This is a genomic window from Flavobacterium tructae (assembly GCF_002217475.1).
Taxonomy (GTDB): Bacteria; Bacteroidota; Bacteroidia; order Flavobacteriales; family Flavobacteriaceae; genus Flavobacterium; species Flavobacterium tructae.
Genome location: NZ_MUHH01000020.1, coordinates 124,232 through 138,891, shown reverse-complemented (window position 1 = coordinate 138,891; position 14,660 = coordinate 124,232). Strand labels below are relative to the sequence as shown.

The window sequence follows — 14,660 nt, the reverse complement described above, 5'->3', positions numbered from 1 at the left end:
CGAGATAAGTTTGGAAAACCTATCTCGTTTTATCGTATTTAAAATTAACTAAATGCTTATAATGAATATTTTAAAGTAATACCATAAGTTCTTTGATCACCAAGTACAGCGGCATATTGTCCTGCATTTCCACCGGCAGGCAGTAATTGCTCATAGTAATCTTTGTTTAATAAGTTACGACCCCAGAAATGAACAGATAATCCTTCTGATGCGCGGAATCCTAAACGAGCGTTAAAAATAGCATATCCCGGAACCACTAAGTATTTTGAAGCAGAAGGACTTGATGAAAATTCAGAACGCGCATAAGAATCAACAGCTAAGAAGATTTTTCCTTTATTTCCGAAGAATTTTGCATGGTCAGAAAGCTCACCTCCTAAAGATCCTGCCCATTTTGAAGCACCTGGTAATTCTGTTCCTGAAACATCTTTAAAAGCTACTGGAGCTCCTGTTTCTTCTAATGGAAGTGGTGCATTGGTAAATTTAACATATTTTGCATCTGTATAAGTCGCGGCTGCATTCACAGTCAGGTGCTGGCTAAAAACAAAACTGGCATCAAGTTCAGCACCTCTTACACGTACTTTATCAGCATTGGCAAGATAACCACGGTTTACACCAAGTTCGGCAGCCTGAACATTGGTTTGAAAATCTTTAATTTCCGTATTAAAGAAAGTCAGATTAAAGATGGAATTTTTGAAAGGAGAAGTTTTTACTCCAACTTCATAATGATTTACTTTTTCAGGTTTGATTACCGCAAGATCCAATAATGGCAGTCCTTTAGAATCTGTTGGAAGTCCTGCAACATTTACACCCACCGGTTTGTAGCTTTTAGCGTAAGTAGCATAAGCATTGATTTTGTCAGATGCTTTATAAGATACAGTTATGTTTCCTGAGAAATCGGTATTGTCAGTATTCGAAGCAAAAGACTGATCTGAGTAAACCGATTTTTTAAGCGCCAGTAATGCCGGATCAGTAGTTTGAAGACCACCGTAAGTAGTACGGCTGTATTGAGCATCTTTTTTGTCGAAGTTATATCTTATACCCGGTAATACATGTAAACGCTCGGTAATTGCCCAGTCAACCTGACCAAAAACAGCAGCACTGGAAGCTCTGATTCTGGCATCTGTTTTAATTCCGTATCCTTCAAAAAGTCCCGGAGTTTTCCATAACGGACTGGTACTGCTTTGAGAGAATCTCCATTGTGCATTACCGGATTCTTCTGTTCCGTCTGTTTGCGAAGTTTGATCAATAAAGAAGGCACCAACAACACCGCTAAGTTTAGAAGTTAGCTGACCTGCGTAACGTACTTCTTGTGTAAATTGAGTCTGTCTGGTTGGGTTTTGGGACTTAGCCAAAACTTGTAATCCTGTAAAGTCTCTGTCATTTGATGGATCCCAGTTCCAAAAACGCCATGCAGTAGTGGAAGTAAGTGTTCCTGTTCCAATTTTAGTATCAATGTTAAGAGAAATACCTCCCATGTCCTGTCCTGAACGCCATGGTGTGTCGTGATCGATTTTTCGATCAAAAGCATTTTGGCTTGGTAGCTGATAGTTTAAATCTTTAATGATAGCATTAAATTGTCTGTAAGCAGCTCTTTGCGTAGGTGCGACACCAGCCACAACCTGCGCGTATCCATCCGGACGTTGCGTTGTGATATCGGCTGCCAGAATAATATTCGTATTTTCTGACGGAGTAAAAAGCAATTGCCCTCTAATTCCCTGATTGTTTAAAGTGTTCGTAGGTCTTCCCGTAGCCACATTATCGATCAAACCATCACGTTGTGTACCTGAAAAGGAGATACGACCAGCTACTTTTTTACCCAATGCTCCTGTAACGGATGCTTTCGCCTGAAGAAAAGCATAATTTCCGTAACTCACTTCAAAATCAGCACCAGTAGTGAAACTTGGTTTGCGAGTGGTAATATTAAAGGCACCGGAGGTAGTATTTTTACCAAACAATGATCCTTGTGGTCCGCGTAATACTTCAATTTGTTCTACGTCAATAAAATCAAGAGTAGTGGCTGCCGGACGAGCATAATAGACCCCATCTACATAAAAACCAACACCCGGATCGATTCCGTCGTTAGTAAGTCCGAAAGGAGAACCAAGGCTACGAATGTTGATTCCTGTATTTCTTGGATTTGAAGAGTATAATTGTACAGAAGGAACGAGTTCTTTAATTCGGTTCACATTAAAAGCTCCGGTTTGTTCTGCTTGTTTACCGGTAATTACCGATACGGCGATTGGCACGTCCTGAACTTTTTCGATTCTTCGTCGCGAAGAAACCACTACTTCAATAAGTTCGTTTTCTTCTTTAATAGTTATTTGTAGGGGGGCTATAGGTAAATCGGTAAGTTCGATCTCAGTAGTTTTATAGCCTACATATTGAACTAATAAGGTTAGCGGAAGTTTTCCTCTGCTGTCGATGCTGAATTTTCCGTTTTGATCGGAAGTAGTATTTGAGGTTGTCCCTTTTATAACAATGTTTGCCGCTTCTAAAGGGATGTTTTCACTTGTTTTAACAACACCTTCAATGTTTTGTGCAAATGCTATAGAGAAGGTTAAAAAAGATAAGATTGTAAGTATATTTTTTGTCGAATTTTTCATTTTTACATTAAGTATATGTGATTAGTAGAATTTAAAATAAATTTTTTTTACCAACACATACACATTGTAGAAGAATAGTTTTTCACAGTTGTGAATGGAATAATATAATTTCTTTGCAAAAGATTTTTCGATACATCGATTGGTTGTGAATGTACTCTCATAGTTAAAACTTTAGTAAATGATTTGTTAATTATTTTTTGCAAATATATATATAAATTCTATCGATTTACTAGGAATTAGAAAATATTTTTTTATTTCTTGATGAGAGAGGCGATTGTGATGCCTTGCATGGCCTTAAGAGTCTCATCACGAATGATCATTAAACCATGTCTTAAGCTGCATTCTTCCTCGGTTTTACAATCAGAACATGGTTCGTAAAAGTTTAATGATGCACAAGGCAATAAGGCAATTGCACCGTCAAATAAACGGTGAATTTCTGCCAGAGTGATGTCATTTTTGGAGCGTATCAGATAATATCCGCCAAATTTTCCCTGCTTACTGCTTACCAAACGTCCTCGTTTCAGGTCTAATAAAATCTGCTCCAGGAACTTTTTAGGAATATTGGCTCCATCAGCGATTTCAATAGTTCTTGAAATGTGATTTTCTTCTTGTTCTGCTAAATAAAGTAAGGCCTTAAGGGCGTATTTTGCTTTATGTGATAACATCTTTTTTTAATTATGAATTATAAATTGTGAGTTGTAAGTTGTGGGTTTTGAGTAGTTAAATTTAAATTTTATTTTAAAATTTAAATTTAAGGGGAAACCTGAAACCTGAAACCTGAAACCTGAAACCTGAAACTGTTTACCAGCCTCCGCTAGAACCTCCTCCAGAGAAGCCTCCTCCGCCAAAACCTCCGCCAAAGCCACCTCCACCTCCGGATGATCCTCCGCCGAAGCCTCCAAATCCGCCTCCGCCGCTTCTTCCAAGATTGCTTAGAATGATGACATCGAGCAGGCTGGGGCCGCCGCCTCCGCTATTATTGCCTGAATTACCTCCGCCGCCTCTTTTGTTTCGGGACAGTAAAATTAATACAATTACGACAATTATAATAAAAGGCAGGATTGGAAAATCTTTTCCTTTGGTTTGTTTGCGCTCGCCTTTGAATTTTCCTTTAAAAACATCAATGATAGCATCTGTTCCTTTGTCAAGTCCGTTGTAAAAACTTCCGGCTTTGAATTCCGGAATAATTATATTTCGGATGATTGTTCCGCCAATTCCGGCAGTCAATCGGTCTTCGAGACCATAACCGGGATTTATGGCAATTTTTTTCTCCTTTTTTGCCAGCAGGATAATAACACCATTATCGTCTTTTGCAGTTCCTCCAATTCCCCAGGTTTGTCCCCATTTGGTTGCTAACTGACTTACATCTTCGCCTTTTAAACTTTCGATCGTAATCACTACAATTTGAGTAGTAGTGGAGTCAGAATAACGAATTAGTTTTTGTTCCAGCTGAGATTTTTCAGATGCATTTAAGATGTTGGCATAATCGTAAACCGAAGTTTGTAAACTTGGTTTTTCAGGTATTGTAAATTGTGCAAAAATACTGTTGCAGGTAACAAGCGCGATAAACAAAAGAGTAAACTGAAAAATTCTGTTGGAATTTGAGATTTTGTATTTTGAAATTTTCATTATTTATCCTTTTGATATTTCGTTTGATAATTCATTGCTGTCACCTTCAGACCACGGAAAGTACTTTTTCAATTGTTCGCCGGCATTCAAAATGCCATCAACAATACCTTGTTTGAAGTTTCCTGATTTAAATTGTAGAATCATGGCATCTTTGGTACAGTCCCAAAAATCAGGAGTAACCACATCATTTATACCTTTGTCTCCACAAATTGCAAAATTTTTATCAGCAACGGCAAAGTAAAACAAAACCCCATTTTGAAGCTGGGTTTCGTGCATTTTTAATTCATGAAAAACTTCCAAAGCCCTGTCAAAAGGAGCTTTAGAAGTTGTTTGTTCTATATGTACTCTAATTTCGCCAGAAGTATTATTTTCGGCCACACGAATAGCTTCAACAATATCTTGTTCTTCTTCTTTGGATAAAAAATCTTCTACTTTTGACATTGAAATAATTTTAGAGTTTAGATTGTTGATTTTAGATTATGATCTAAAAAATGTTTTTAGAATTTTACTTCAACCGGTTTGTCTGCACCTTCAACAGCATTAAAGTATGCTTTTTCTTTAAATCCAAACATACCTGCAAATAAACTATTTGGGAATGTTTTGATGTGGTTGTTGTATGGTTTTACCGCTTCGTTGAAACGTGTTCTTGCCGTTAAAATCTGATTTTCAGTACTAGCCAGTTCGTCTTGTAATTTCAAGAAGTTTTCGTTTGCTTTTAATGTTGGATATTGCTCAACAGAAACCAATAATCTTGATAAAGAAGAAGATACGCCGCTTTGAGCTTTGTTGAATTCAGCAAGTTGTTCCGGTGTAATATTCGTAGGATCTACGGTTACGCTTGTTGCTTTTGCACGAGCTTCGATAACAGCTGTTAAAGTTGATTTTTCGAAATCGGCAGCGCCTTTTACGGTGTTTACTAAATTTCCAATAAGGTCATTACGTCTTTGGTAAGCTGTTTGAACATCTCCCCAGGATTGCTCTACAGTTTGGTTTAATGTTACCGCAGTATTGTTAATCCCTTTAACCCAGCTGTAAATTCCAATAAGTACAACTGCTCCAATAATCCAAGGCAAAAATCTTTTCATGTGTATTTAATTTAAGTTTGTTTCTGATTTAATTAATAGGTTATAATTCGTTCTTAATATCGATTAATTGTGTTTTGATGGTCTCTAATTTACGTATTATTTCGAATTTATCTAATGTTTTCTTTTGTCCTTCTTTCAAATGTGTTTTGGCCCCTTCAAGCGTAAAACCTCTTTCTTTAACCAAATGATAGATCAATTGTAAGTTGGTGATATCTTCGGGCGTAAACATTCTGTTGCCTTTGGCATTCTTTTTTGGTTTCAAAATGTCAAATTCGCTGTCCCAAAACCGAATCAATGATGCATTGACATTAAAAGCTTTGGCTACTTCGCCAATGCTGTAATATCGTTTATCTTTTGAAAGCTCAATATGCATGTTTCTTAATTTTCTATATTTATTCCAAAAATACTACTTTTTGCAGTATTAATCTAATGACTGATTTTCCTGGTTTGCCATTTGTGAAATGGCCACATATTCGACTGCCGAAATATTGCCGTAATAGAAGTTCAGCGGATTTACGACTTTGCCGTCTTTGTGTACTTCATAGTGACAATGCGGTCCTTCAGATCTCCCTGTGCTTCCCACATAACCAATAACATCACCTCGTTTTACACGTTGTCCGGGTCTGCAATTGTATTTGCTTAAATGCGCATATAAACTTTCGTAGCCAAAACCATGCCTGATGACCACATGATTTCCAAATCCTGATGCCGAATTATCGGCCCGCTCGATAACGCCATCTCCTGTAGCATAAACGGGAGTGCCTGTTTTGGCGGTGAAATCCATTCCGTTATGCATTTTTCGTACTTTCGTGAACGGGTCGGTTCTGTATCCAAAACCTGAAGCCATACGTATTAGATTCTCATTTCGTACAGGCTGAATGGCCGGAATTGCCAGCAATAAAGTGCCTTTTGTACTGGCTAATTTTAAAATTTCATCTAACGATCGAGACTGAATCGCTAATTCTTTAGAGAGACGATCTATTCGTTTTGTGGTGTTTAAAACCAGTTGAGAATTGTTGTACCCCTCTAAATCTTTGTATTTTCTGGAATCTCTAAAACCTGCTTTTCGAATAGAATCCGGAATCTCGGCTTTATTAAAATAGACTCTGTAAATGTTATTGTCTCTGTTTTCCAATGTCTCGGCTACAGCATCGATTTCATCCATTTTTCTGTTTAGAATGGCGTATTGTAATTTCAGATTTTCAATTTCGCGTGCCTGTAAACGATCTTTTGGCGTTTCAAAATAAGGAGTATTGATTAAAAGTATAAAAACTAAAAAGCCAAATAATGCCGAAGCCAATAAAAACAGCAATGCATAGCCAACTTTAGCCCTTTTTCGGGTCTTTATTTTTGTATAAGCCAGATTTTCTGAGTCGTAATAATATTTTACTTTCGCCATATTTTAAAATACCCTATTTTTGCAGCTTGTAAAATAAGTTAGTCGAACAAATTTAATAAATGTTTCATGATGTTCGAAGCTTTTTTCAGGAATAAAACAGTTAGATAATGTGTCAATTTGATAATTAGATAATGTCTTAAATGCGAAATTTATTGTTTGGAACTTTAATTTTTGTATTAAAAAGAGGTAAGTATCACATTTTCAGATTAACATGTTTCTAATTAAGTATCACATTTTCAAATTGACACATTTTCTAATTTTAATATGAAATCACAAGACGTACGTAAACAATTTTTAGATTTTTTTGAGAGTAAAGGACACACTATTGTTCCTTCGGCTCCTATTGTACTTAAAGACGATCCAACCTTAATGTTCAACAACTCGGGAATGGCCCAGTTTAAAGAATACTTTTTAGGAAACGGAACGCCAAAAAGTCCAAGAATTGCCGATACACAAAAATGTCTTCGTGTTTCAGGAAAGCATAATGATTTAGAGGAAGTAGGTATCGATACCTATCACCACACCATGTTTGAGATGCTGGGGAACTGGTCTTTTGGAGATTATTTCAAAAAAGAGGCTATCAACTGGGCTTGGGAATTGTTGACAGAAGTGTACAAAATTCCAAAAGAAAATCTTTATGTTTCGGTTTTCGAAGGAAGCAAAGAAGATAATGTGCCGTTTGATCAGGAGGCTTGGGATATCTGGAAAGAATTAATTGATGAAGATCGTATTATTCTGGGAAATAAAAAAGACAACTTCTGGGAAATGGGAGATCAGGGACCATGTGGACCTTGTTCTGAAATTCATGTTGATTTGCGTACTCCGGAAGAAAAAGCAGCCGTTTCAGGTAAAAGTTTAGTAAACAACGATCATCCTCAGGTGGTTGAAATCTGGAATAATGTATTCATGGAATTCAATCGTAAAGCTGATGGTTCGTTAGAAAAACTTCCTGCACAACACGTTGATACCGGAATGGGATTTGAGCGTTTGTGTATGGCATTACAAGGAAAAACATCCAATTATGATACCGATGTTTTCATGCCTTTGATTAGAGAAATTGAAACTATCACCGGGGCAAATTATACCGTTAAAGCATCAAACGAAGCGGAAGAAAAAGTAAATATTGCGATTCGTGTAATTGCAGACCACGTTCGTGCGGTAGCTTTTGCTATTGCGGATGGACAGTTGCCGTCAAATACCGGTGCAGGTTATGTAATTCGTCGTATTTTGCGTCGTGCTATTCGTTACGGATTTACTTTCCTGAATATAAAAGAAGCTTTCATCTACAAATTAGTAGAAACTTTAAGTGAGCAAATGGGAGATTCTTTCCCGGAAATCAGAACTCAAAAAGCACTTTGCTCGAATGTGATTCGTGAGGAGGAAAACTCTTTCTTACGTACTCTTGATCAGGGATTGGTACTTTTAGATGCTGTGATTCTGAACAATTCAGGAGATACTATCGATGGTAAAAAAGCTTTTGAATTGTATGATACTTACGGTTTTCCGATCGATTTAACAGCTTTGATTCTTTCTGAAAAAGGATTGAAATTAGATGAAAAAGGATTTCAGGAGCAGTTGCAATTGCAAAAAGAGCGATCCCGTGCCGCTTCAAAAGTAACTGCAGGGGACTGGAATGTTTTGGTAGAAGATGATATTCAGGAGTTTGTAGGTTACGACAGATTATCACATCAGGTAAAAATTACGAAGTACCGAAGAGTAGATAGTGTAAAAGATGGTGAAATTTATCAATTGGTTTTCAATGCGACTCCATTTTATGGTGAAAGCGGAGGACAAACAGGAGATAAAGGATATTTGGAAGCTCAAAACGGTGATATCGTTTACATTATTGATACTAAAAAAGAAAATAATCAAACAATTCACCTGGCAAAATCGTTACCTGAGAATTTAACAGGAACATTTAATGCGGTTGTGGATGCCAATCAAAGAGCAAAAACATCGTCAAATCACTCGGCTACGCATTTATTGCACCAGGGATTGCGTAAAATATTAGGAACACACATTGAGCAAAAAGGATCTATGGTTCGAAATGCTTCTTTGCGTTTTGACTTCTCTCACTTTTCAAAAGTATCCGATGAGGAATTAAAAGAAGTAGAAAATTTTGTGAATGCAAGAATCCGTGAAAGTTTACCTTTAATCGAAAAAAGAGCCATTCCAAAAGATCAGGCTCTTGAAGAAGGAGCAATTGCTTTGTTTGGAGAGAAGTATGGTGATCTGGTTCGTATGATTAAATTTGGTGATTCTGTCGAATTATGTGGAGGAACTCACGTGGCAAATACGGCTGATATCTGGCATTTCAAAATTATTTCAGAAGGAGCTGTAGCGGCAGGAATCAGAAGGATCGAAGCTATCACAAGTGAAGCTGCAAAAGATTATTTTGAGTCTCAATTGCTTTCTTATGAAGAAATTAGAGAGACCTTGAAAAATGCTCAGGATCCTGTGAAAGCGATTCAGTCTTTACAGGAAGAAAATATTCAGTTGAAAAAACAATTGGAAATCTTGTTGAAAGATAAAGCCAAAAACATGAAAGGTGATTTGGCTAAAGAATTGCAAGAAATCAATGGTGTTCAGTTCTTAGCAAAACAAGTAGATTTAAATCCGGAAGGAGCAAAAGATTTAGCTTATGAATTGGGTAATTCTTATAATAATCTGTTTGTAGTTTTTGCAACTGCACAGGAAGGAAAACCTATGTTAACTTGCTACATCTCTAAAGAAATTGTCGCAGAGAAAAATCTAAACGCAGGACAAGTAGTTCGTGAATTAGGAAAATACATCCAGGGAGGAGGAGGAGGACAGCCTTTCTTCGCTACCGCAGGAGGTAAAAATGTGGATGGAATTGATGAGGCGCTGGCTAAAGCAGTTGATTTCGTGAAGTAATTTTTTTAGTCTCGGAAAGACACAGAGTCGCAAAGTTTTTTTAAGCTTTGCGACTTTTTTTTTAACGGAATAATCTTTTATAGGTTTTTTCTTTGATTTTGCAAAAAGGAAAAAATGACAGAGAATGAAATTTCAGCTATCGTAGTCGATGTTTGTTATAGAATACATGTAAAACTTGGACCAGGATTATTAGAATCAGTTTATGAAGCAATTTTGTATTATGAATTAACGAAGAGAGGTTTACGTGTGGAAAGGCAAAAGCCCTTACCCGTAGTTTGGGATCAAATGAAATTAGACATCGGATTTAGAGCTGATTTAATAGTAGAAAACAAAGTGATTTTAGAAATTAAATCAATTACACAGATTTCTGATGTTCACGCAAAGCAAGTTTTGATTTATCTCAAAATCACGAAAATGAAATTAGGATTATTAATTAACTTTAACGTTCCAATTATTAAATATGGTATTAAAAGAGTAGTGAGTAATCTGTGATAAAAAGCTTAAAAAAACTTTGCGACTCTGCGTCTTTTCTAGATTAGCGCATTCAAAAATAAGAGTTTTTTTATAGATAAAAAGAGATAGGTTTTTAAGTTTTGTTTTGCTTTATTTGTGGGATTAATGAACAAATAAATTTACCACACATGAAAAGAATTCTATGTTTTTTTAGTATTTTATCACTTATTTTAGCTTCTTGCTCCAGTAATGTTGAAAGTGCTGTCAATGCAGAAAATGTACTTTTGCCCATGACAGAAAAATACACAAATGCCTCTTATCCGGAAGATAGCAGTACTGTGACTTATGCTTATGATGGAAACAAAATTACCAGTTTAACATACGACAATGGATCTGCAGTTGTATTTACGTACACCGGTAATTTAATCACAAAAGCAGTATATACAGAAACTTACGAAGGTACAACTCATACAAGTACCACTACTTTTACATATGAAAATGATAAACTTAAATCTACTTTAAAAGTTAACTCGGGAAATTCTTTGCATAAAAAAAGAACTTATAGCTACAATGCAGACGGAACAATTTCGACGATTACACTTCTAATTAATCCACAAACCCTTGAAGAAACTGAAGATTCATCCAGCATTCTTACTTTGGATGTTAATGGTAATATTATTAAACAAGAATCAGACGGTTTTACAACTGTAGTAGAATATGATACTAAAAACAGCCCTTTCAAAAGTATATTAGGATATAGCTCGTTGCTGGATTCCGATGTTTTTGATCAGGATGCTAACTCTTCAAATAACCTGACAAAAGTGACTGATATATCTGGCGATGGTAGTCAGGATATAAACACTTATGTGAATACATACAATAGTGATAATTATTTAACTAAATCGGTAAATGGCAGTGAAACAAAAGAGTATACCTATTAAAAAAACAATTAGAAAAATAGAAGTACTCTCACAAGCTTATTTGAAAACAAACGAGTTCCGGTAAGAAAAAAGTAAATCCGACAGATTTTTAAAACCTGTCGGATTTTATATTTTATAGTATTTCGGGCGAAAAGAGAAACCCTAGTTCGAAATGACAAATAGTTTTCTTTAATAATGATTTAAGAAAACTCAGAACCTTAGCAGCTTAGTACCTTAGCCCCTTAACTATTTTCGTTCCCCAATCTGCTGGCGCCACATCGCATAATAAAGCCCTTTTTCAAAAATTAAATCTTCGTGTTTTCCTTGTTCGATGATTTTTCCTTGCTCCAGTACAAATATTTTGTCCGCGTGCATTACGGTTGACAGACGGTGCGCAATCAGAACCGTGATCCTGTTTTTATCGGATATATTACGAATAGTGGTATTGATTTCTTCTTCGGTAATAGAATCCAGGGCAGAAGTGGCTTCGTCAAAAATCAATAAATTCGGATTTCTTAAAATAGCACGGGCAATCGACAAACGTTGTTTTTCACCACCGGATACTTTAATTCCGCCTTCACCAATTGTGGTGTTTAAACCGTCTTCGGCACGTTGCAGCAGTTTTTCGCAGCTCGCTCTCTTCAAGGCATCGTATAAGTCTTCATCGGTAGCGCTAGGTCTTACGAATAATAAATTCTCGCGAATTGTTCCTGAGAATAACTGAGCGTCCTGAGTAACGAATCCTAATTGTTTTCTTAGATCCAGTAAATCAATTTCTGTAGAGTCGATGTCGTTGTAAAATACCTGACCTTCAGCTGGGGTGTACAATCCAACCAGTAATTTAACCAAAGTTGTTTTTCCTGACCCTGACGGGCCCACAAATGCAACGGTTTGTCCCTGTTTAATTTCGAAATTGATATTCTCAACCGCTTTAAATTTAGCGGTTTTGTGTTGAAAACTTACATTGGAAAAGAGTAAAGACTGAATAGCTCCGACATGCTTTGGGTTTTTCGGACGAAATTCTTTCGGAGCGCTCAATAAGGTCTTAAAATTCTCCATCGAAACCTTAGTTTCATTTAAGGCAATAATGAAATTTCCAAGTTCCTGAAGCGGTCCGAAAATGAAAAAAGTAAAGAAAACCATCGTTAGCAAATCACCCACAATAATTTTTCCTCCAAATAAGAAATAATACAAAGTAAAAACCACACAAGTTCTCAAAAAGTGTACGGTCGTTCCCTGAATAAAGCTCAAACTTCTGATGAAACGGATTTTTTGAAGTTCCAGCTGTAGAATTTTAAACGTATTTAAATTCAGACGTTTTTCTTCCTGATAGGTCAATCCAAGACTTTTTACAAGTTCAATGTTTCTTAAACTTTCAGTGGTGGAACCGGCTAAAGCATTGGTCTGATTTACGATTTTTTTAGAGACAATTTTGATCTTTTTACCCAGATATGAACTAACCAGAGCTATGATTGGCGCCGTGATCAAAAAGATAATCGAAATACGATAATCGATTCTGGCAACATAAACAATCACAAATACAAAACCAATCACGGTCTGAAAGATTAAAGAAATCGATAGTGTGATTAATTTCTCAGAATCGGAGCGTACTTTGGTGAGTTTGCTTAACGTTTCACCGCTTCTTTGGTCTTCAAATTCGGCAAACGGCAGGTCCAGTGATTTTTTAATTCCGTCTGTGTACATCTGCGCTCCGGTACGCTGAATGACAACATTGGTAAAATAATCCTGAAAGTTTTTGGTAATTCTCGATACCATGGCCGCACCAAGCGAAAGTCCTAACCAGAATGCTAATGATTTGATAAAACCAACTGGGTTTCCGTCATATTTATGTAAACCAACACCACAATCCTGCATTAATTTACCGGTAATAATAGAGTCTGATAAACTGAAACAAATATTGATCGAAGCCATAATCAAAGCAAAAAACAGTAACATTTTATGTTTGATTATATAAGAATACAGTAATTTCATAAGTGAATTTGAATTTATGGAAGATGTAAAAGTAGTGAATTGTTTAACACTGTTAAATGGATTTTTGTTATTAAAAATGTAAATTTTTTTACAGTTGAAATTGCTGGTGTTTTTTTAGATGTAGCGTGTTTTAATTTTCTGCAAGACCTCTTTTTTATAGGAGAACAAAATGGAAACTTAAGAAAAAAGCTAAGTATTGATCTCGCATTTTAGTTTTTTATTAAACTTTATTATTAATGGATTTGCTATATCTTTCTTGTTACTAATGTGTTGGAGACTGTTTTTGATTATGGTGTGTTTTTAAATGTGGAATCCCGTAAGGTTTTAGTTTTGGGGTGTATTAAGTTTGCAGCAAAATAAATTTAACCAAATCAAAATGAAAAAAATTTTATGCCTTTTTAGTGCTTTGGCTCTAGTAGTTTCTTCTTGTTCAAGTGATGATGCCGCAGATGCATCAGCTTCAGTAAAACCATCAAAAATTGCTTTTTCTTACTCTGATCCTAAAGAGAATTATTTTACTGAGGTGAAATATGAAGGAGATAAATTAGTAAGTGAAACAGATGATGACGGTTACACAATTAAATATTCTTATGTAGGTGATTTAATCGCAAAAACAGAAGAATTCGGAGCAGATAAAGTACTTAAAACGACTACTGAATACAGCTATTCTGCAGGAAAGCTAGCTTCTGAAACTGTAAAAAATGTGGGTGCAACTCAATTTTACAAAACGAAATATACTCAAAATGGAGACGGTACTGTTTCTTTTGAAGAGTTTAATATAAATGCTGCAACTGGAGCTGAAGCAGAAGGTGGAAAAGTTGGAAAATATACGTACAAAGACGGTAACTTAGTGAAGTATGAAAGTTCTTATTATGGTAAACCTAATTCTACGTATACGTATGAATATGATTCAAAAAAGAATCCTAATACTAACGTTACTGGTCTTAAACTTTTAACTGGTATGGAAGAGAGTGCTTCAGCTAACAATGTTGTTAAAATAACAGGTACTTCAACAGGATTAGCTTCAGTTAGTACTTTCTCTTATCTTTACAATAACAATAATTTTCCAACTGAGAAAAAACATTTTAGTGACAATGGAACGTTAACGGAGACAGCTCAGTTTACATACTAAAAGCAAAATTACAATTTATATGAAAAACCAAATACTCTTGTATTTGGTTTTTTTATTGCCCAAAACGGGCAAAACTCGTGTTCAAATTAAACCTCATGTAATTCAGAGCACCCTTTCCAATTTTTTTAGCCGCGGGGAATAAGCAAATACAAGAAAATAGCTAGGTATTTATACGGTTTTTTGTTTTTTAGTTATTTTTTTTCTAAAATGTTTTTTAGTGTATGTTGTTTATTATCAGTGTCTTAGATTTATTTTGGATTGAGTTCTGTGTTTTCGATGTGGAATCCCGTAAGGTTTTGATTTTTAGGTGTGTTACGTTTGTAATGCTAAAAATAATACTGCTAAGAATATTTTAGGATTTGATAAAATTTCTTTTGTGGATGGAGAAGGAAGCGGAGTTTTTGACAATGAAATTGCAGATACTTTAGAAAGAATATATGTTCTATCTATAAGTTAGGCGTATAATACAGCCGGATATCCTGAAAAAAGCATTGATAATGCTGAAGGATTAAAAATATACATCTGAATATTTCTATTAGTAGAAAGTTTAAA

Annotated in this window: 12 protein-coding genes; 4 read left to right on the top strand and 8 right to left on the bottom strand. The window is 35.6% G+C overall.

The annotated features are described in order from the left end of the window. Positions 1 to 56: 56 nt before the first annotated feature. The 7 genes from B0A80_RS09365 to B0A80_RS09335 form a co-directional block, all read right to left on the bottom strand. A complete protein-coding gene (locus tag B0A80_RS09365) occupies positions 57 to 2,603 on the bottom strand; it encodes a TonB-dependent receptor (protein WP_017498807.1) in 2,547 nt (848 codons plus the stop codon). A 251-nt stretch (positions 2,604 to 2,854) separates the two neighbouring features. After that, positions 2,855 to 3,268 (bottom strand): RrF2 family transcriptional regulator, encoded by a 414-nt coding sequence (locus tag B0A80_RS09360; protein WP_070908800.1) that lies wholly within the window; start codon positions 3,266 to 3,268, stop codon positions 2,855 to 2,857. A gap of 136 nt (positions 3,269 to 3,404) precedes the next feature. Beyond that, a complete protein-coding gene (locus B0A80_RS09355) occupies positions 3,405 to 4,232 on the bottom strand; it encodes a TPM domain-containing protein (RefSeq protein ID WP_017498656.1) in 828 nt (275 codons plus the stop codon). Between the two features lie 3 nt (positions 4,233 to 4,235). Then, on the bottom strand, positions 4,236 to 4,673 hold the full coding sequence (locus B0A80_RS09350) for a TPM domain-containing protein (protein WP_070905536.1): 438 nt from the start codon (positions 4,671 to 4,673) through the stop codon (positions 4,236 to 4,238). A 56-nt stretch (positions 4,674 to 4,729) separates the two neighbouring features. After that, a complete protein-coding gene (locus tag B0A80_RS09345) occupies positions 4,730 to 5,317 on the bottom strand; it encodes a LemA family protein (protein WP_017498654.1) in 588 nt (195 codons plus the stop codon). A gap of 40 nt (positions 5,318 to 5,357) precedes the next feature. Then, positions 5,358 to 5,690: a MerR family transcriptional regulator gene (locus tag B0A80_RS09340; protein ID WP_017498653.1), complete on the bottom strand. Its 333-nt coding sequence runs from the start codon at positions 5,688 to 5,690 to the stop codon at positions 5,358 to 5,360. 48 nt (positions 5,691 to 5,738) lie between these two features. Continuing rightward, entirely contained in the window at positions 5,739 to 6,716 is a 978-nt protein-coding gene (locus B0A80_RS09335; RefSeq protein WP_070905535.1) for a M23 family metallopeptidase, read from the bottom strand. A 264-nt stretch (positions 6,717 to 6,980) separates the two neighbouring features. Between B0A80_RS09335 and alaS the strand changes: the two genes are divergently transcribed. From alaS to B0A80_RS09320, 3 genes are all read left to right on the top strand, one after another. Continuing rightward, positions 6,981 to 9,611, top strand: coding sequence for an alanine--tRNA ligase (alaS, locus tag B0A80_RS09330; RefSeq protein WP_089077109.1), 2,631 nt, complete (start codon positions 6,981 to 6,983; stop codon positions 9,609 to 9,611). Between the two features lie 114 nt (positions 9,612 to 9,725). Then, positions 9,726 to 10,103 carry a GxxExxY protein gene (locus B0A80_RS09325; protein ID WP_089077108.1) on the top strand — a complete coding sequence of 126 codons (378 nt, stop codon included), beginning with the start codon at positions 9,726 to 9,728 and terminating at the stop codon, positions 10,101 to 10,103. A gap of 149 nt (positions 10,104 to 10,252) precedes the next feature. Further along, positions 10,253 to 11,005, top strand: a complete 753-nt coding sequence (locus B0A80_RS09320; RefSeq protein WP_089077107.1) for a hypothetical protein — start codon at positions 10,253 to 10,255, stop codon at positions 11,003 to 11,005. Between the two features lie 225 nt (positions 11,006 to 11,230). On the opposite strand, the gene B0A80_RS09315 is transcribed toward B0A80_RS09320, so the two are convergent. Continuing rightward, positions 11,231 to 12,976 carry an ABC transporter ATP-binding protein gene (locus B0A80_RS09315; protein WP_017498648.1) on the bottom strand — a complete coding sequence of 582 codons (1,746 nt, stop codon included), beginning with the start codon at positions 12,974 to 12,976 and terminating at the stop codon, positions 11,231 to 11,233. A gap of 376 nt (positions 12,977 to 13,352) precedes the next feature. On the opposite strand from B0A80_RS09315, the gene B0A80_RS09310 reads away from it, so the two are divergent. Beyond that, positions 13,353 to 14,108 (top strand): hypothetical protein, encoded by a 756-nt coding sequence (locus B0A80_RS09310; RefSeq protein WP_070905531.1) that lies wholly within the window; start codon positions 13,353 to 13,355, stop codon positions 14,106 to 14,108. Positions 14,109 to 14,660: the final 552 nt, after the last annotated feature.

Bases quoted from the DNA above. Each gene is read 5' to 3' on its own strand.
- B0A80_RS09310 (WP_070905531.1), top strand. From the start codon at position 13,353: ATGAAAAAAATTTTATGCCTTTTTAGTGCTTTGGCTCTAGTAGTTTCT.
- B0A80_RS09345 (WP_017498654.1), bottom strand. From the start codon at position 5,317: ATGAAAAGATTTTTGCCTTGGATTATTGGAGCAGTTGTACTTATTGGA.
- alaS (WP_089077109.1), top strand. From the start codon at position 6,981: ATGAAATCACAAGACGTACGTAAACAATTTTTAGATTTTTTTGAGAGT.
- B0A80_RS09325 (WP_089077108.1), top strand. From the start codon at position 9,726: ATGACAGAGAATGAAATTTCAGCTATCGTAGTCGATGTTTGTTATAGA.
- B0A80_RS09315 (WP_017498648.1), bottom strand. From the start codon at position 12,976: ATGAAATTACTGTATTCTTATATAATCAAACATAAAATGTTACTGTTT.
- B0A80_RS09350 (WP_070905536.1), bottom strand. From the start codon at position 4,673: ATGTCAAAAGTAGAAGATTTTTTATCCAAAGAAGAAGAACAAGATATT.
- B0A80_RS09335 (WP_070905535.1), bottom strand. From the start codon at position 6,716: ATGGCGAAAGTAAAATATTATTACGACTCAGAAAATCTGGCTTATACA.
- B0A80_RS09365 (WP_017498807.1), bottom strand. From the start codon at position 2,603: ATGAAAAATTCGACAAAAAATATACTTACAATCTTATCTTTTTTAACC.
- B0A80_RS09340 (WP_017498653.1), bottom strand. From the start codon at position 5,690: ATGCATATTGAGCTTTCAAAAGATAAACGATATTACAGCATTGGCGAA.
- B0A80_RS09355 (WP_017498656.1), bottom strand. From the start codon at position 4,232: ATGAAAATTTCAAAATACAAAATCTCAAATTCCAACAGAATTTTTCAG.
- B0A80_RS09360 (WP_070908800.1), bottom strand. From the start codon at position 3,268: ATGTTATCACATAAAGCAAAATACGCCCTTAAGGCCTTACTTTATTTA.
- B0A80_RS09320 (WP_089077107.1), top strand. From the start codon at position 10,253: ATGAAAAGAATTCTATGTTTTTTTAGTATTTTATCACTTATTTTAGCT.